This window comes from Pedobacter sp. ASV12 (assembly GCF_016429155.1).
Lineage (GTDB): Bacteria > Bacteroidota > Bacteroidia > Sphingobacteriales > Sphingobacteriaceae > Pedobacter.
This window is the reverse complement of the sequence record NZ_JAELUC010000038.1, coordinates 1-19,136: the sequence shown is the minus strand read 5'-3', so window position 1 is coordinate 19,136 and position 19,136 is coordinate 1. Positions and strand designations below refer to the sequence as shown.

Genomic DNA, 19,136 nt, shown 5'->3' with positions numbered 1-19,136 from the left:
GATTTTCTTGTTTTACTTAAACGAAGTTAAAGAACTGCGACTGCCAAATCCAAATACGCCGGTAATTTTGGACGGGCAACAAGGCCTTCGTTAATAACCTGTTGCACATAGGCACGTTCCTGGCCTTTTAAAACCAGGCGAGGCGCTCTAACATATTCCGAGCCAATGCCGGTAGCCTCTGCAGCCAACTTGATGTATTGAACCAATTTGGCATGGATATCCAACTCCAACAAAGGCAAAAACCAGCGATAGATTTCTAACGCTTCGGCATGGCGGTTATTTTTAACCAGTCGATAAATGGCCACGGTTTCGGCCGGAAAGGCATCAACCAAGCCAGCTACCCAACCATGGGCACCCAAAGCCAGGCATTCGAAGGCCAATGGATCTACGCCGCATAAAATCTTAAAACGATCGCCAAAACGGTTGATCATTCGCGTTACGTTCGAAACATCCCTCGTGCTTTCTTTCACGGCCTGTATGTTGGCAAAGGGCTCCAACTCTTCGAACATCTCGACAGAAACCTTAATGCCGTAGTCAACCGGATTGTTGTAAATCATGATAGACAGTGAAGTAGCACTAGCCACGCTTTTAAAATAGGCAAGCGTTTCTTCATCATCGGCTTTGTAGCGCAGTGGTGGCAACAGCATCAGGCCATCGGCGCCGATTTGTTCTGCCTGTTGAGCCATGGCGATCGCATCCTTGGTTACCTGCTCCGCAATATTCAGGATAACCGGCACCCTGCCGTTGATGGTTTTTACGCAATAAGCCAATAATTCCAGCTTTTCGGCACTGCTTAGGGTACTGGCTTCGCCCAAGGAGCCACAAATAATGATACCGTCGACCCCGGCGGCCAGTTGGGCATCGAGGTTTTTTTGGAACAAAGGATAATCTATTTCGTCGTTCTCTTTAAATGGAGTTAAAAGTGCAGGATAAACACCTTGCCATGCTACGTTTTTCATCTGTTCAATTTTTTAATGCTCATGAAGCCTTCCCATTAGTTGACCATTCTTCCTGGTGGTTGACTAATTAGGATAGCCCCATGCTTTCAATCGGTTTAAGTTTGGGTTGAAAGGCATTGCCGTTACCAACAATCACCTGAACCAAAAGTAGAAAGACAAGACCATAAATTTTGACGGGTTTTGATGAAGAATTAACGGATTTTAACCCAACAAATAAATTAAAACTGAAAACATGGGTAATTTTATTTCAAATCTGCAATAAACGCTTAAAATAGGCCTTGGGCGCCTGGCCTTTTACCGAGCGGAAAACACGGTTAAAATTGGTGATGTTGTTAAAGCCGCAAGTATAAGCCACGCTCGCAATATTTTCGAATTGGCTGCTGGTTAATTTTTTGCAGGCCTCGTTAATGCGCAGTTCGTTCAAAAAAGCAACGAAAGTTTGCCGAGTATGTTTTTTAAAATACCTGCAAAAGGCCTGCGGAGTGAGGTGGGCTTCGGCGGCTACCTCTTCCAAACTGATGTTGCGGTGATAGTTTTGCATCAGGAAATTAAAAATATGGCCGATTCTTAGCCCCTCGCTTTCCGAAAAGCCCGGCAAAATAGAAGTAGACAAGGGTTCTAATTGGCTGTTCAGCTGTTGTAGCGACTGAAACAAACTCAAAAAACTAGTCATGACCTCCATACTCCCAGCTTGTTGCACGGCCTGCATCAGGCTAACCAGGTGATCTTGATAGGCTTGGGGTACCTTAAATCCATTTTGATGCTGTTGTATAAAAGTGGCCAGCCATTGCATTTCGGGTAATGCCAAAACAGGCGCCAGTTTTCCCTGCGGATCGAAAAAGATCATGAGCGACTGGATCTTCAGTCCGCTGTTTTCTTCAAAGTAAACCGGATTGCTCTTCAACAAATGGGGCTGGTTAGCACCCAACAGGTATACTTCGCCCTTTTGAAATGCATACATATTGTTGGCCACTATCAATGTTCCCTCCCCTTCTTTAATCCAAATCAGCTGTGCTTCGCGGTGACGGTGCAGGTAAGGATAAAAATGAGGCATATTGTCTTCCTGCACAATGACTGTACGATCGTGAGCAACAGGTATGGTAAACTGGAGAACCTTCATTTTTGAGAAAGCAAAATCAATATTAACCCAAAAAATTTAAAAACAAACGAAAACAGGTTAAAATTTGCAGATAAATCAACATATTTAAGTCGAACAGGCACAACGAACGTCGTTCGAATGCCATAAACTCTTTTTTAGCTTTCACTTTAAATTCTTTTTCGTTTAGATTTGCGCATGACGTATCCTGAAAAACTGAATGCCATCCGCGAACAAATGAAGACCGATGGCGTTGACGCTTATATTATTCCATCGGCAGATCCGCACATCAGCGAATATTTGCCCGACCACTATAAATGCATTGCTTTTACCACCGGTTTTAAAGGCTCGGTAAGTACGGTGGTAATTACACACGATTTTGCCGGCTTGTGGGCAGATTCGAGGTATTTTGAACAAGCCGAAGAACAACTGAAAGGCAGCGGCTTTGAATTGGTCAAACTGAAGGTGCAACATGCGCCCGAATATATCCAATGGCTGGGTGGCACTTTAAAACAGAATGCCATCATTGCTTTCGACGAAAAATTGGTTTCGATTTTATTAGGCGAACTTTTGCAGCAGCAACTGGCCTACAAGGACATCCGTTTTGAGAACAAGGATTACCTAACTCCAATCTGGGCAAACAGGCCAGCCTTGCCCAAAGAGCTTGCATTTTTAATAGCCGAGACCTATACGGGCCAATCGACAGCCGACAAACTGACCGCAGTTAGGGCATACCTGAAGCAATACCATGCCGATAGCCACCTGATTTCTTCTTTAGACGATCTGGCTTGGCTGTTTAACCTGCGTGGTTCGGATGTAAGCTACAACCCAGTGGTTTTGGGTTTTGCGCTCATTACGCCCGATCAGGCTACGTTGTACATACAGCACGACAAACTAAACGCGGCCGACAAAGCCACCTTAAATGCAAACGGCGTAGAGCTATTGGGCTACGACACCATTGCCAAAGACCTGCAGTTTCTGAGGGCCGAGAGCACCATTCTGATCGACCCGAAACGCAATTGCTTTGCACTCTATAAATTGATACCCGCTTCGGTTAACCGTGTATTGGAGACCAATCCTTCAACCCACCTCAAAGCCGTTAAAAACGAAACAGAGATAGAAAACACGCGCCAAGTAATGCGCAGAGACGGCGTAGCCATCACACAGTTTTTAAAATGGGTAAAAGAAAACGTAGGCAAGATTGAGATGACGGAGCTTTCCGCTGCCGCCCAGCTTAGCGCCTTCAGGGCTGCCCAGGAGGGATTTATCGGCGAAAGCTTCAATACCATTTCGGCCTACCGGGCACATGGAGCCTTGCCTCATTACGCGTCTACCGAAGCCAGCAATGTAGCCATTAAAGCCGAAGGCCTTTTCTTGGTCGATTCGGGTGGACAATACCGTTATGGCACCACCGATATTACCCGTGTGATGCCGATGGGCAACAACACCGAGGAAGAAAGCACAGATTACACCTTGGTATTGAAAGCCATGATTGAAGGTTGCAAAACCCGTTTTCCAAAAGGCACCTGTGGTTACCAGATCGACGCCATTACCCGCAGGCCGATGTGGGATTATGCACTGAACTATGGCCACGGTACCGGCCATGGCGTGGGCTATTTTTTAAACGTACACGAAGGTCCGCAGGTATTTAATCCAACCGCAACCGCCGTTCCGGTAGAATTGGGTATGATTACTTCGATTGAACCAGGCATTTACCGCCCGGGCAAACATGGAATCCGCATCGAGAATTTGGTACTGACCGTGAAAGACCAAACCAACGAATTTAACGAATTCTATGCGTTTGAGGCTTTAACCTTGGCCCCTATCGATACCACAATTGTGAAGAAAGAACTGTTGGAGCAAAGCCATATTGATTGGCTCAACAGCTATCATGAAAAGGTTTATAACAGTTTAAGTCCATTATTGAACGAAGAAGAAAGGGAATTTTTGAAGGAGATGACGAAGGCGATATAAGCTCAATGCTTAAAGCATTTTTCGTTATGATAGTTTAAAAGTTCAGGATCAGGTAAGAATTTTGAAGGCAATGTAATTTTTTTGCCTTCAAAATTTACGATAAAATCCATTGCCTTATTTTTCTGTTTTAGAATTAACGGCGAAACTTTAATGAGGTAATCAGGGGTTATGGTAAAATAGCCATGCTCAAACGCCTTATCATGCAAAGCATTTAAGGACAATCCATTACTCGGATTCATTCTGTTTTTTTCGTCGATACTCCAAGGCTTGATGTGTGCTGCGATTAATAACTCAGGTTGTTTAATTCCGGTAATACAACAAGTATAACTATATGAAGACAGCACCCAATTCCTAAAAGAGCGTTGTCCCACTCTCGCTTTTATGAATTGCGCCCTTGTTTTTCCTTCAGGGATTTCAGCTCCCAAAAGCATGGCTAAGTATTGTATTTCACCTCCGCTTATTCTTTGGTAAGCTTCAGCGGCTTCGAATGGCAAGTCATCCCAATGCTGATAAAATCTTTCCCAGATCTTGTCATCAAGACCTCCTCTATGGTCAGTACCCTTTATGCCCCGTGCCTTTAAACTCGGATCAAGACTGGCCAAATTGCCTAGTTTATAGGCAACAGCACTAGGCGTTCTCCCAATAACTGAAGCTAATTCAATGACCTCTGGATTGAGGCGATGCATTTTTCCAAATGGCAAATTGCAATAAAGATTCATGGCGAGGATTAACTCATCCCAAGTCCATAATTTTTGTCCAGCTTTCATTTTATTAATCAAAGCTAAATATTTTGCTTAATAATTAACAACCCTAATCCCATTTCCCCAAATCGTGGAATTCACACCGAGCAAATAATTCCCCATATTTCCACATCGTAGTTAATTTTTGGTTTTTCTCCAAAACCGCCTAAAAGAATATTTGGGGCCTATTTACGCATCAACATATATGTTTAAACACAGATAGAGGCCCTCCCTGAAATTTCCATGACAAAGCTAGGCTGCTGCGTTTTCGAGCTGGCCTACAAGTTGCCTAATGGGTGTTATAACACGTAACATCCAAAGTCATGAAATTTTTAAAATATATTCTAGCCGCTTCTCTACTTATCCTTTCTTTCAGCGCAATGGCCAATTACGGTTGCAACGTTGGCAACACCATTTATCCTAACGCCACAGGCGGCGTAAATGCTTCTGGTTACCCAACTTATTATGCAAGTGAGCCTATCACCATCAGGTGGTGGGATGGAGATTCTAACTGTGGCATTAGAGACAATAGAATTTCTCCGCGTACTGACAGCAATGACAAATGCCAAGTAATTGGCGTAAACTGGGGTACGGTTTATTATTTCAACCCTGCCGATAACAACTGCGCTCCGATGAACCTTCCTTTAGACGATTATACTTGGGTTATTTTAATAGCAGTTGGTGGCCTTGGCGCACTTTACATCAGCAAAAAAGGTTTATTCGTAGCTTAATTCCATTAATAAGCAAACAGGCTTTTCAATTTTAGCTATCTTTAGGAAGCTAACCTATTTGAAATGGCCAAGTTCCAAAGACTTTCTCGAACCGGTTTTCAAAATTTTACCGTCAACAGCAAAAGAGCGTTTAACTCTTTATTTAGCCTAAACGATTTCTTGCCAGAGGCTTTTGACTTTGCCTATACCATGTGCTTTACCGAAGGGCATCATCGAAACATCCGTTCGGGTGGCCATACCCATCGGAGCCCGGGCGAACTTTTCATCAATACGTTACAGGGAAAGCTGGCCGAATTTGGGATATACAGAAAATTTAGCGAACATGGCATCACCTTGTGCCCACCCGACTTGAACGTGATGGGCAAAGGCATTTGGGACAATGGCGATTTCGACTGTCTGGGCAATAAGCTCAGCATTAAATCGGCTGCGCATTTTTCGAATCTGATGCTATTGGAAACCAAAGACTGGGATGAAGACGCCCATTACATTCCGGATGGTTCTTGCTACGATTTCTTCATTTTATGCCGCATCAAGCCCGATGGCAAGACCTTGTTTGCCCATCATCCTCTATTGGCTCATGACAAGCCTGCATACGAAGCCTTAAAAGCACTGTTTTTTGCCGAAAACTGGGAGTTTGATATTGCCGGATGCATCGGAAAGGGCGAGCTGAAAGAACTGATCAACTGCAGATTCATTTTGCCCCAGAATGCATGGCTGAATGGCAAGATCAGCATGGATGCCCCGAACTATTATGTACAGAGCGGCGATATGCATACTTTCGAACAATTGCTCAAAAAGCTACATCCAGCTACGCCGTAGCTTTCTTTTTGCCTTTTGTCTTGCCTTGAGCAACTGCAGGCTCCTGCAACAAAGCATATTTAATGTTGGTGGCAATCCTGGCAATAACCGGTACGGTTACCGAATTGCCCGCTTGTTTGTACAGCTGGGCTTCTGAAATGGCTGGCAGTTTAAAATCTTCTGGAAAGCCCTGAAACCTGAAGCATTCTGCCGGCGTGAGTTTCCTGATACCCTCTTCGGTTAAAACAATTGGCACATTATGGCCACCCATGCCCATGTTGGCCGTTAAGGTTGGACAAACATTTTGCTTGTTCTCGCGCACGTAATGCCTGCGCCATTGGTAAACCGTTTCCTTCGACCTTACGTTTTGCGCCAATTCGTTATGGATCATCTTGTCTGGTCCATAATAATATTTGCGCGCCACTTCGTGCGGGGTGATCAGGTCGCTAATTTTAACCTTTAAAGGCAGAGGCTCGGGAAATTGAAAGTGTTTGCCATAAATGTCTTCGCCTTGCGCATTGTTTTTAAAGGCCACAATGTAGATACGTTCCCTATTTTGGGGGATATTGCCAAACTCTTTGGAGTTGAGCACTTTGGTAAAAACGGTGTAATTTAAAGTTCTTAAAGTTTCTATAATGACCTTAAAAGTGTTTCCCTTATCGTGAGAAGTTAGGTTTTTGACGTTTTCGAGCAACAGTACCTTGGGTTGCAGTTCTTCGGCATATTGGATGATCCTGAAAAAATGGTTGCCACGCTGGTCTTCAAAACCTTTGCGATAGCCTGCAATAGAAAAAGGCTGACAGGGGAAACCACCGGCCAACACATCAATGGGCTGCAGGGTTTTGGGATCGAGTTCAAATACATCGCCTTCGTGAAGCGTATGTTTAAAATTTTCGCGATAGGTAATGCAGGCATATTTATCAAATTCGTTGGCCCAGGCCAATTCCATTCCTGCCGCTATAAATCCTTGACAAATGCCACCAACGCCTGCATAGAGGCTACCTACCTTAAATTTCTTACTCATATTGTACGGGGAAACCAACCAGATTGATTGGCAAAGGCCTAAATTAAAATTTTAATTCCAATCTTTTTCAACATTTTGTCGTCATGAAGAAATCTTCATTGATCGTTGCCGGGTACTCGACCAGTTTGCGCGGCTTCGATATACAGTTGAATTTGATTTACGCAGGCCTTGAGGTTCTGTTTTACCTCATGCTCCCAAAAGCGCATTACATTGTAGCCCATTAAGCCCAAGCTTTCGTTGGCAAATTTATCGCGTTGCATGTTCCGTTCTATTTTGGGTATCCAGAAACCCAGATTGCTTTTGGGTTTGCGTTTGGTCCATTCGTAGCCGTGCCAGAAATCGCCATCTACAAAAATGGCCAAGCGGTATTTGTCGATCACAATATCTGGCTTGCCGGGCAGGTCGTTTCTGTGCAGACGAAAACGGATGTTGGCGGCCCATAATGCCTTTCTGAGTAACAATTCGGGCACGCTATGCTTCCCCCTAATTTTAGACATCGTTTTACTCCGTTGCTTGGTGGTGTAAAACCCTGCGCTTTCTTCAAACTTAGGGACCTTAATAATATCTTCTTCTGCTATTGAATAAGGCTTATGTTTCATGCCAGCTCATTTGCATACAAAGTAAACGAAAGTAATTGGAATTTGTTTGCGGAATCAACCCACGCACCACCCTGCCCAATAGGCTAATGAACCAGCAAACTAACTTTGATCATAATTTAACAGCCACCTGACACCAAACTGATCGGTTAGCGAACCGAATATGGCACCCCAAAAATTGGTTGCTAAAGGTTGGGTAGCCTGGCCCTGCCTAGCCAATTGACGGTAATAATGATGGAGTTCCTGTTCTGATTGGCAATTGAGCAACAGCGACACCGAATTGCCCGAGTTTAAGCCCTCATTGGCTACCATATCGGTTGCCATGAGCACCAAATTGTCTTTACGCAAAGTAGCCTGTACAATATAGGCTTTGATGTTGGCGGGTAAGGGTTCGCTTAAGGGGGCTTGGCCAATGGTTTGCAGTTCCAATTCGCCACCCAAACAGCTTTGATAAAAGGTCATGGCCTGCCTGCAATTGCCATTAAAAGTAAGATATGAATAAAGCTGCGCCATTTGTTAAACTTCTTGATGAGGATAAAAAACAATATTTACTGTTATTTACCTTACAAATTTAGCCTGTAGCCCTTTGTGCCGAATAGGGTATAAAAGACAATTCGAGGGGTTGTTTGCGACAAAGCCTTCGCTTATATTTGTTTCATCAAAATTAAATACGGCCCATGAAACACATCTCCATCCTTGTACCCGAAACTGCTGTGATAGAAGCCATTGCAGACCCCCGGTATCTATTTACCACGGTGAATGATTTTTTGACCGCATCCGGCAAGGCTCCCTTGTTCCATGTACAGTTGGTGGGCGTAAAAAAAGAGATGAAGCTGAACAACAACCTGTTTTCGGTACATACCGATACGCTTATTGACGACCTTGCCAAAACCGACCTGATTTTTATTCCTGCCCTGAGTGGCGACATGAGCCACGCCGTGGAGCTGAACAAGGAACTGCAACCCTGGATAGTAGAGCAATACCGCAAAGGCGCCGAAGTGGTTTCGCTATGTTTAGGGGCTTTTTTATTGGCTTCTACCGGATTGCTGGATGGCAAAAAGTGTTCTACACATTGGCATTTGGCCACAGACTTTAGAAACATGTTCCCGAATGTTGAACTGGTTGATGGCAGCATCATTACCGAAGAACGGGGTATTTACTCGAGCGGAGGTGCCAATTCTTATTGGAACTTGCTGCTTTACCTGGTAGAGAAATATACCGACCGCGACACGGCCATCTTGGCTTCCAAGTATTTTGCCATCGATATTGATCGCGAAAACCAATTGGCCTTTATGATGTTTCAGGGGCAAAAGAAACACAACGACGAAGAAATTAAAAAAGCCCAGGATTTTATAGACGAGCACTACCAAGACAAGTTAACGGTTGACCAATTGGCCGATATGGTGCCCCTGGGCCGAAGAAGCTTTGAACGTCGCTTTAAAAAGGCTACCAACAACACGGTAATCGAATATATACAAAGGGTAAAAATAGAGGCTGCTAAACGCAGTTTCGAATCGAGCCGGAAAAACATTACCGAGGTGATGTTTGATGTGGGCTATACCGACACCAAGGCTTTTAGGGATGTTTTCAAGAAAATAACCGGCCTTACCCCTGTCGACTACCGCAATAAATACCATAAAAAGATGTTGGTTTCTTGAGAAGGTGGAAGGTTAAAGGTTAAAGGTAGAAGGTGGAAGGTAGAAGGTGGAAGGTGGAAGGTGGAAGGTGGAAGGTGGAAAGGGGGAGGGTTTTGGACGGTCAATGATGGCTATTGACCAACGAGTATTAAACTAATTGACCAAGCCCTTATAAAAAACAAAGCCCGACCTAGGTCGGGCTTTGTAGCTGTTTCTAATGAGTCTCATTTTAAATTATCCCCTGATAATTTGTCAATGATGATAAGAACCAATGCCAGGAATGCAATTAGGATAATTGCAACGGCAAGGATCTTCATCTTTTTAGCTTTCATCCTTAATAAACGCTCTTAGATCAGATTATAACAGCTGCATTAACAAAACGCCCGAGCTCAACCAGGCGCTGCTAATATCTTTTATATCTTCAATATTTCAAAATTTTAAATTCTGTGCGACGGTTTGCCTGGTGTTCAGCTGCTGTACACTTTACGCCGTTGCTACATTTATTCAGCAATTGGGTTTCTCCGTATCCCTTTGCCACCATCCGGTCTCTGGCTATGCCCCTGCTTACCAAATAATTCACTACAGATCTTGCTCGGCGCTGCGATAGGTCTAAATTGTAGCTATCAACCCCACGGCTATCGGTATGTGATCCTAGTTCAATTACCAGTGTTGGGTTATCGCGCATGGTGCGTACCAATTCGTCGAGAATTTTGGCAGCATCAGCCCTGATGTTATCCTTGTCAAAATCGTAGTGGATATTTTGCAATGCGATGGCTTTGCCTATCTCATACAATGGTTCCAACTGCAATTTTACGGCAAAAGTTTGGGATTTGTCAATACCTTTAGTAGAAATTGTTGTAGAATCTGCATAAAACTTCTCTTTTTGTGCCAATACCTGGTAATCCTTGCCCGGTTCTAGGTCGAACAGGAAGGTTCCCTGCTCGGTGCTGCTTTTGCGGGCCACCACTTGGCGACCCGCACTGAATAACGTAACTGCAGCAGCTGGGATGATTTCACCAGACTTTTTATTAACCACATCTCCTTTTAGGGCCAAAATTACTTTTGGTTGCTCTCCCCTGTGGCTAAAGCTATAAATATCGTCTCTGCCTACGCCGCCTTTGCGGTTAGACGAAAGAAATCCAGTAGTTAAATTATCGTTGTTGCTAATGGTAAGGAAGGCAAAATCATCAGCAGGCGAATTAACCGGATATTTGAGGTTTTCGGGCTTAGACCAGCTTTGCTTGCTGCCCTTAGTGCTGAATATATCAAGGCCACCCATTCCAGGCCAGCCAGTGCTCGAAAAATAAAGGGTACCATCATCACCCACGGTAGGAAACATCTCATCTTTTACGGTGTTGATGCTCGGGCCTGCGTTTTGAGGTTGCCCCCAGGTTTTATCTTCCTGCAATTCGCAGTACCATATATCGGTGCCACCCAAGCCACCAGGCATGTTAGAAACGAAATATAAGGTTTTCTCATCCGGACTAAGCGCCGCATGGCCCACCGAATATTTTTCTACATTGTTATAGGCAAAAGCCTGTTCTACCCATTTGCCGGCCAGTTGCTTAAAGAAATAAAGCTCGAGGTTGTTGGTATTGTACTTGTTTTTGCCAACCGTGCTTACTTCTACCGTTTTGCCGGTTGTGGTTCTGGTTACATACAATACCGAACCCAGCTTATTGGTAATTACCGGACCGATATGGTATTCGCCTTTGTTGTAGATCACCGAATCGATAGCCGCATTAGACAGGTCGTTGGCTTCGTTTCTGTTTGCGGTATAAATGCGCAAGTACGGGCGACCGGTACGGCCGTACAAATCTTTAAGCGATTTGCTGTTCGGCTCGCCGGTAAAGAACACCCCTTTTTGGTAAGGGAACACCGAAAACTCGGAAAGTGGCGTATTGACGCCTGCCTGGTTTTTGATCTGGTGCGTTGTAGGCTTAGCCAACCAAACCACTGCCGAGTCGCAACCGGCAATATCTACGCTTACGCGGGCATTGTCGCCGGTGGTACTGGCATATTGCTGCAGCACTTTTTTGGCTTCTGCATATTTAAGGTTCGATTTGAGGGCCTCGCCATACAAGATCAGGTTTTCTGGCTTGCTTTCTGGAACGGCTACTACACGGGCGTACCAGTTTTCGGCAGCCTCGTAGTCTTTCATTTTTACATAGCAATCGGCCAAGCTTTCCAAATCTTCGAGCTTGGGCTTTTTCACGTCTACCAGCTTTTGAAAAAGCTGAACGGCCTGAAAATATTGATATTCGTTATATAACTTCTTGGCTCGATCGCGAAGGTTAAACTGTTCTTGTGCAAATACAGTGGTTAAACTGGCACCCCAGGCAATCAATGTGGCAATGATGATATATTTCTTCTTCATAATTCTATTTGTACGGAATAACCTTCTTTAAAAAAACCTCGGACTTAGCAAACGGTTAAGCGACCTGTTGAAGGTAATGCCCAAAGTCAGCTCATGCGAACCCGACTGTACCGAGCTCAGCTTGTTCAGCATATAATCATAAGAATAACCCAACCTGAAACGGCTGCTTACATTGAACTGCACCAGGCCCGAAATGGAATTGACGTTGCTTAGTGAAATGTTTTGGCTGTAGGCTTTATTCCACAAGTTTAAGCCTGTACGGTAAGAACCGCCCAGCCATACCCTATCGTTAAAAATGAACATGGCGCTTAAATCTAAACTGGTTGGCCCTTTAAAATCTTCCTTGATCAGGATGCTTGGCCTTAACCTTACCTCGTCTGACAGGTTGTTGAGCATACCGGCAATGATGTACATGTGGCGCTTGCGCTTCAGGTTTTCTGTTGTTCCGGCATCCCACTTGAAAATGCTGTTCGATTTGTCGCCCGACAGCAGATCCATAACCGATGCTCCTACATAAAAGTTCTCATTGTAATAGTAAACTCCAAAACGCGCATCGGGAATATAGCTGTTGATTTGTCCGGTTGGCAAATTAGGGTCGTTAGCATCAACCGGGTTGAGTTTGGTGCCATCGAGCGAATAGTTGGTTACGCCTAGCGCCAAACCGAAGCTCAGGCGTTGGGTATCTTCGGCATTGAGCCTTAAGCGGTAGGCGAAATTGGCATAAGCCGAAGCCGATGATTGCGCGCCTAATTTATCGCCGGTAAGTTGCAAGCCTACGCCCATACGCTTGGTTACGGGATCTACTACGCCATCTATCGAAACCTGCCCTGTATTCGGCGCGCCATTTAGACCCGTCCACTGGGTACGGAGCGCCATCTGGCCAAACCAATCTTCCTTATAACCCGCATAGGCTGGGTTTACGCTCAATGCATTGAACATGTATTGCGTAAACTGGATGTTTTGCTGCGCTCCTGCAGGTTTTAAACCTGCAAGGACTAAGCTTAAGCCAATGATTGTTGTTTTGATATAATGCTTTTTCATAATTTCTACTCTTGAATACCTCATGATAAAATTTCTGATTAACGTTTAATTAAAACCCATCCTTTTATCGTGCTGCTGGTATTGCCTTTTATCAGCTTAATGGTATAGTAATAGGTACCTTCGTTCAGGTTCTCGCCATTCCAATTGTTTTGGTAGTTTTTGCTATAGTATACCTGGTTGCCCCAACGGTTGTAGAACTCAACTTCAGCCCTGTCATAGCTTGGCAAGCCTACAATGACAAAGTAGTCGTTTTTGCCATCACCGTCAGGCGTGATCACGTTAGGGATAAAGAAGCCTTCAACAGTTACTTCAACATTGGCTACGTTGGTCCAGTTGCCATAGGCATCTCTTACGCGGTAGGTGAAGGTATCTTTTCCGGTGAAGCCACTGTTTGGCGTATAGGTAATGGTACCATCGCTATTTACCTTAACGGTTCCGTTTTTAGGCTGACCGATGATTTCTACCTTGGTAGGATCTAGTTCGGCGCCATCTTTCACGTCGTTTTTGATTACTGGAATAACTACCGGTTTGTTGAACTGGGTTTTATCAGCATCATCAAGCGCTTTCGGATTGCTGGCCACTACCGTGATGTTCACAACTGCCGGATTTGAAGTTTGTCCGTTGGTATCTTTTACGGTATAGGTAAAGTCGTCGGCACCTACATAGCCAGGGTTTGGCGTATAAGTTACCGTACCATCGGCATTAACGGTTACCGTACCATGTTTAGGCTGTACGGTAATGACCACGCTGGCCGGAACAATTGGCGTGCTACCTGCCACATCGTTGGTTTCGATGGCAATTTTAACCGGATCGTTCTGACGCGTAGTTGCATTATCGTTGTTGGCTACCGGTGGTTTGGCCAAGGTGGTTACCGTAGGCGTATCATTGGTAGCTGTGGTACCCGATTGGTCGGTTACTGGTTTGTTGGCCGGATCGGTTGCGTTAACAAGTGCCTGGTTAGTTACATTGCCTTTTGCAATATCTGCTGCCGTAATTACATAAGTTCTTACCACAGTTGTTGAGGCGCCAGGGGCCAATGTACCTGCTACATTAATTGCACCTGCACCCAGTAATGGATCGGTTAGCACCAGGTTGCCCAAGGTTACGTTACCGGTGTTGGTCATGGTAAACGTATACTCAATTGGATTACCCAATACAAACGCTCCTCCTACTCCGGTTCCGGTGTTGGTTACCTTTTTAACCAAGGCAATTGCACCGGTTTGTACCAATGGTGTAACAGTACAGGTTGGACAGGCTGGTGTTGGTGGCGTAAGCGGATAGTTAGGGTCGGCCGGTGCCACTGGCGTTGGATCGGTAGAAGTAACCGTAATGGTATTGTTTCTTGGATCTTTTGCCGAAGCTGTAGCCAAGTTGAATACGCCACGGTTATCCAAATCGGCCTGCGTAATTACATGATAAGCAGTAAAGGTACTGTTATCAATTGCACCTGGTGCCAACGAGGCAATCGGTCCACCTACTACGGTTGCATTTGGATCGTTAATGGTAACATTAGTCAGGGTGACGTTGCCCGTATTGGTTACTTTAAAGGTATAGTTGATGCGGTCGCCTACATTCACCTTGCCATCGGCATTGGTATCGTTGTATACGCCATCCTTAGTTAAGGTCATGCTGCCTGTCTGTACGATTGGTGTTACCGTACAGGTTGGACAGGCAGGAACTGGAGGCGTTACCGGATAGTTAGGGTCGCCAGGGGCAACAGGCGTTGGATCGGTTGAGGTAACCGTTACATCGTTGTTGCGTGGATCCTTGCCTTTGGCCGTTGCGATGTTGAACACGCCACCGTTATCAAAATCGGCCTGGGTCAACACGTGGTAAGCCGTAAAGGTGCTGTTATCACTTGCGCCTACTGCCAAGGTAGCTATCGGGCCACCAGTTACCACCGCATTGTTATCGGTAACCGCGATGTTAGTCAGCGTTACGTTACCGGTGTTGGTTACTTTAAAGGTATAGTTGATGCGGTCGCCGATGTTCACCTTGCCATCGCCATTGGTATCGTTGTAGGTACCTTCTTTAGCCAAAGTCATGCTGCCTGTCTGTACGATTGGTGTTACCGTACAGGTTGGGCAGGCCGGTGTTGGCGGCGTTACCGGATAGTTAGGATCGCCTGGCGCCAACGGTGTTGGATCATTGGATGTTGTTGTTACATCGTTGTTGCGCGGATCCTTGCCTTTGGCCGTTGCTGTGTTGAACACCCCGCCGTTGTCGATATCGGCCTGGGTCAACACGTGGTAAGCCGTGAAGGTGCTGTTATCGCTTGCGCCCGGCGCCAACGAGGCAATCGGACCGCCTGCTACAGTTGCGTTGTTGTCGGTTACGGTTACGTTGGTTAAGGTTACGTTGCCCGTGTTGGTTACCACGAAGGTATAGTTGATGCGGTCGCCCGCATTAACCTTGCCATCAGCATTGGTATCGTTGTAGGTACCCTCTTTGGCCAGGGTCATGCTACCTGTCTGTACAATTGGCGTAACGGTACAGGTTGGACAGGCAGGAACTGGAGGCGTTACCGGATAGTTCGGATCGCCAGGATTTACCGGTGTTGGATCTTCAGAAGTAACAGTTACATCATTGTTACGTGGGTCCTTGCCTTTGGCCGTTGCGATGTTGAACACCCCGCCATTGTCAAAATCGGCCTGGGTCAATACATGGTAAGCCGTAAAGGTACTGTTATCACTTGCACCCGGCGCCAATGAGGCGATTGGTCCACCCACTACAGTTGCGTTGGCATCGGTAATGGTTACATTAGTTAAGGTTACGTTGCCGGTATTGGTTACTTTAAAGGCATAGTTGATGCGGTCGCCAATATTCACTTTGCCGTCGCCGTTGGTATCATTGTAGGTACCCTCTTTAGCCAGGGTCATGCTGCCTGTCTGTACGATTGGTGTTACCGTACAGGTTGGGCAAGCCGGCGTTGGCGGCGTTACCGGATAGCCCGGATCGCCAGGGTTCAGCGGTGTTGGATCGTTCGAGGTAGTTGTTACATCGTTGTTGCGCGGATCCTTGCCTTTGGCCGTTGCCAGGTTGAACACTCCGCCGTTGTCGATATCGGCCTGGGTCAACACGTGGTAAGCCGTAAAGGTACTGTTATCGCTGGCTCCTACCGCTAATGAAACGATTGGCCCGCCAGCAACAGTTGCATTGGCATCGGTTACGGTTACGTTGGTTAAGGTTACGTTGCCGGTGTTGGTTACTACGAAGGTATAGTTGATACGATCTCCCGCATTTACCTTGCCATCGCTGTTGGCATCTTGATAAACGCCTTCTTTAGCCAGAGTCATGCTGCCTGTCTGTACGATTGGTGTTACCGTACAGGTTGGACAGGCCGGTGTTGGCGGCGTTACCGGATAGCCCGGATCGCCAGGATTCAGTGGCGTTGGATCATTCGAGGTAGTTGTTACATCGTTGTTGCGCGGATCCTTGCCTTTGGCCGTTGCTGTGTTGAACACCCCGCCGTTGTCGATATCGGCCTGGGTCAACACGTGGTAAGCGGTAAAGGTACTGTTATCGCTGGCTCCTACCGCTAATGAAACGATTGGGCCACCTGTTACCACGGCATTGTTATCGGTAACCGTAATGTTAGTCAGTGTTACGTTGCCGGTGTTGGTTACTACAAAAGTATAGTTGATACGGTCGCCCGAATTTACCTTGCCATCACCGTTGGTATCGTTGTACACACCATCTTTGGCCAGGGTCATGCTGCCAGTCTGTACAATCGGAGTAACCGTACAGGTTGGACAAGCCGGAACTGGAGGCGTTACAGGATAGCCAGGATCGCCTGGATTCAGTGGCGTTGGGTCGTCTGAAGTGGTGGTGATGTCGTTATTTTTTGGATCTTTTGCTTTAGCTGTTGCAATGTTAAACACGCCACCATTATCAAAATCGGCTTGGGTCAATACATGGTAAGCCGTGAAAGTGCTGTTATCGCTTGCGCCTACAGCCAACGAAGCAATTGGACCACCCACTACGGTTGCATTGGCATCGGTAAGGGTTACGTTGGTCAGCGTTACGTTGCCCGTATTGGTTACTTTAAAGGTATAGTTGATACGGTCGCCGATGTTTACTTTGCCATCGCCGTTGGTATCGTTGTATGCACCTTCTTTGGCCAAAGTCATGCTGCCTGTCTGTACGATTGGTGTTACCGTACAGGTTGGACAGGCCGGTGTTGGAGGCGTTACCGGATAGTTCGGATCGCCAGGGGCAACAGGCGTTGGATCGGTTGAAGTAACGGTTACATCGTTGTTGCGTGGATCCTTGCCTTTGGCCGTTGCCAAGTTGAACACACCGCCGTTGTCGATATCGGCCTGGGTCAATACGTGGTAAGCCGTAAAGGTACTGTTATCGCTTGCGCCTACAGCCAAGGTCGCTATCGGGCCACCAGCTACGGTAGCATTGTTATCAGTTAAGGTAATGTTGGTCAAGGTTACGTTGCCGGTGTTGGTTACCACAAACGTGTAGTTGATGCGGTCGCCAACATTCACTTTGCCATCGCTGTTGGCATCTTGATAAACGCCTTCTTTAGCCAGACTCATGCTACCAGTCTGTACGATTGGTGTTATGGTACAGGTTGGACAAGCCGGTGTTGGAGGTGTAATTGGCGTATTTGGATCGCCAGGTGCCAACGGTGTTGGATCGGTAGAAGTAACCGTTATATCGTTGTTACGCGGATCCTTGCCTTTGGCAGTAGCCAAGTTGTACACACCGCCGTTGTCTAAATCGGCTTGGGTTAATACATGGTAACCGGTAAATGTTGTATTGTCGATTGCACCTACAGCCAAAGTAGCTATCGGGCCACCGCTTACGGTTGCGTTAACATCGGTTACGGTTACGTTGGTCAAGGTTACGTTGCCCGTGTTGGTTACCACGAAGGTATAGTTGATGCGGTCGCCCACATTTACCTTGCCATCACCGTTGGTATCGTTGTATACCCCGTCCTTGGCCAGGGTCATGCTACCTGTCTGTACAATTGGCGTAACGGTACAGGTTGGACAGGCCGGAGTTGGAGGCGTTACCGGATAGTTAGGATCGCCTGGCGCCAACGGCGTAGGGTCGTTTGAAGTCGTGGTTACATCGTTGTTGCGTGGGTCTTTACCTGTTGCGCTTGCCAGGTTGAATACGCCGCCATTGTCTAAATCAGCTTGCGTCAATACATGGTAAGCAGTAAAGGTGCTGTTGTTGCTTGCGCCCGGTGCCAACGAGGCAATCGGACCGCCCGCTACGGTTGCGTTGTTGTCGGTTACGGTTACGTTGGTCAGCGTTACGTTCCCGGTATTGGTTACCACAAAAGTATAGTTGATGCGGTCGCCAACATTCACTTTACCATCGCCATTAAAATCGAAGTAACTGCCTTCTTTAGCCAAAGTCATACTACCCGTTTGCGTAACCGGAGTTACGGTACAGGTTGGACAGGCCGGTGTTGGAGGCGTTACCGGATAGCCTGGATCGCCAGGATTTAAAGGCGTAGGGTCGTTTGAAGTTCTGCTTACATCGTTGTTGCGTGGATCTTTACCAATAGCCGTTGCCAAGTTGAACACCCCGCCGTTGTCGATATCGGCCTGGGTCAATACATGGTAAGCGGTGAAAGTGCTGTTGTTGCTTGCGCCCGGTGCCAAAGAGGCAATCGGCCCGCCCGCTACGGTTGCGTTGTTATCGGTAATGGTTACGTTGGTCAAGGTTACGTTACCAGTATTAGTTACTAAGAAAGTATAGTTGATGCGGTCGCCCACATTCACCTTGCCGTCGGCATTGGTATCGCTGTAGGTACCCTCTTTGGCCAGGGTCATGCTGCCAATTTGTACAATCGGAGTTACCGTACAGGTTGGACAGGCCGGCGTTGGCGGTGTTACCGGATAGTTTGGACTAGCAGGTGCCAATGGTGTTGGATCGGTTGAGGTAACGGTTACGTTATTGTTTCTAGGATCCTTAGCCTCCGCAGTAGCTAGGTTAAACACCCCGCCGTTGTCGATATCGGCCTGGGTCAATACGTGGTAAGCGGTGAAGGTGCTGTTGTTGCTTGCGCCTGGCGCCAACGAGGCAATCGGACCGCCAGCAACGGTTGCGTTGTTGTCGGTTACGGTTACGTTGGTCAGCGTTACGTTGCCGGTGTTGGTTACCACGAAGGTATAGTTGATGCGGTCGCCCACATTAA

13 protein-coding genes are annotated in these 19,136 nt (G+C 46.5%); 4 read left to right on the top strand and 9 right to left on the bottom strand.

Annotated features, from left to right (window positions below; translation table 11 throughout):
* Positions 1-26 precede the first annotated feature (26 nt).
* Positions 27-959, bottom strand: coding sequence for a dihydrodipicolinate synthase family protein (locus JHD69_RS10875; protein ID WP_199140199.1), 933 nt, complete (start codon positions 957-959; stop codon positions 27-29).
* 247 nt (positions 960-1,206) lie between these two features.
* Positions 1,207-2,079 carry an AraC family transcriptional regulator gene (locus JHD69_RS10870; protein WP_199140197.1) on the bottom strand — a complete coding sequence of 291 codons (873 nt, stop codon included), beginning with the start codon at positions 2,077-2,079 and terminating at the stop codon, positions 1,207-1,209.
* A gap of 174 nt (positions 2,080-2,253) precedes the next feature.
* Between JHD69_RS10870 and JHD69_RS10865 the strand changes: the two genes are divergently transcribed.
* Entirely contained in the window at positions 2,254-4,029 is a 1,776-nt protein-coding gene (locus tag JHD69_RS10865) for an aminopeptidase P family protein (protein ID WP_199140195.1), read from the top strand.
* A 2-nt stretch (positions 4,030-4,031) separates the two neighbouring features.
* Here the strand turns inward: JHD69_RS10865 and JHD69_RS10860 are convergent, their stop codons facing one another.
* Positions 4,032-4,796, bottom strand: coding sequence for an HNH endonuclease (locus JHD69_RS10860; RefSeq protein WP_199140193.1), 765 nt, complete (start codon positions 4,794-4,796; stop codon positions 4,032-4,034).
* 296 nt (positions 4,797-5,092) lie between these two features.
* Here JHD69_RS10860 and JHD69_RS10855 point away from each other — a divergent pair, with 296 nt between their 5' ends.
* Together JHD69_RS10855 and JHD69_RS10850 are read left to right on the top strand one after the other, a co-directional pair.
* Positions 5,093-5,500: a hypothetical protein gene (locus JHD69_RS10855; RefSeq protein WP_199140191.1), complete on the top strand. Its 408-nt coding sequence runs from the start codon at positions 5,093-5,095 to the stop codon at positions 5,498-5,500.
* A gap of 63 nt (positions 5,501-5,563) precedes the next feature.
* Positions 5,564-6,319: a hypothetical protein gene (locus JHD69_RS10850; RefSeq protein ID WP_199140189.1), complete on the top strand. Its 756-nt coding sequence runs from the start codon at positions 5,564-5,566 to the stop codon at positions 6,317-6,319.
* Here the strand turns inward: JHD69_RS10850 and JHD69_RS10845 are convergent.
* From JHD69_RS10845 to JHD69_RS10835, 3 genes are all read right to left on the bottom strand, one after another.
* Positions 6,309-7,322 carry a DNA cytosine methyltransferase gene (locus tag JHD69_RS10845; RefSeq protein WP_199140187.1) on the bottom strand — a complete coding sequence of 338 codons (1,014 nt, stop codon included), beginning with the start codon at positions 7,320-7,322 and terminating at the stop codon, positions 6,309-6,311. The two genes, JHD69_RS10850 and JHD69_RS10845, sit on opposite strands and share 11 nt — an antisense overlap.
* A gap of 95 nt (positions 7,323-7,417) precedes the next feature.
* The gene (locus tag JHD69_RS10840) at positions 7,418-7,921 is read right to left on the bottom strand and encodes a very short patch repair endonuclease (RefSeq protein ID WP_199140185.1); all 504 of its coding nucleotides are present in this window, start codon (positions 7,919-7,921) and stop codon (positions 7,418-7,420) included.
* 99 nt (positions 7,922-8,020) lie between these two features.
* Positions 8,021-8,431, bottom strand: a complete 411-nt coding sequence (locus tag JHD69_RS10835) for a VOC family protein (protein ID WP_199140183.1) — start codon at positions 8,429-8,431, stop codon at positions 8,021-8,023.
* 164 nt (positions 8,432-8,595) lie between these two features.
* On the opposite strand from JHD69_RS10835, the gene JHD69_RS10830 reads away from it, so the two are divergent.
* Positions 8,596-9,576: a GlxA family transcriptional regulator gene (locus JHD69_RS10830; RefSeq protein ID WP_199140181.1), complete on the top strand. Its 981-nt coding sequence runs from the start codon at positions 8,596-8,598 to the stop codon at positions 9,574-9,576.
* A 400-nt stretch (positions 9,577-9,976) separates the two neighbouring features.
* On the opposite strand, the gene JHD69_RS10825 is transcribed toward JHD69_RS10830, so the two are convergent.
* The 3 genes from JHD69_RS10825 to JHD69_RS10815 form a co-directional block, all read right to left on the bottom strand.
* Entirely contained in the window at positions 9,977-11,932 is a 1,956-nt protein-coding gene (locus tag JHD69_RS10825; RefSeq protein WP_199140179.1) for an OmpA family protein, read from the bottom strand.
* Positions 11,933-11,959: 27 nt separating this feature from the next.
* Positions 11,960-12,973, bottom strand: a complete 1,014-nt coding sequence (locus JHD69_RS10820) for a PorP/SprF family type IX secretion system membrane protein (protein WP_199140177.1) — start codon at positions 12,971-12,973, stop codon at positions 11,960-11,962.
* Positions 12,974-13,011: 38 nt separating this feature from the next.
* On the bottom strand, positions 13,012-19,136 hold a 6,125-nt coding region (locus JHD69_RS10815), incomplete at its 5' end, for a DUF7507 domain-containing protein (RefSeq protein ID WP_199140175.1).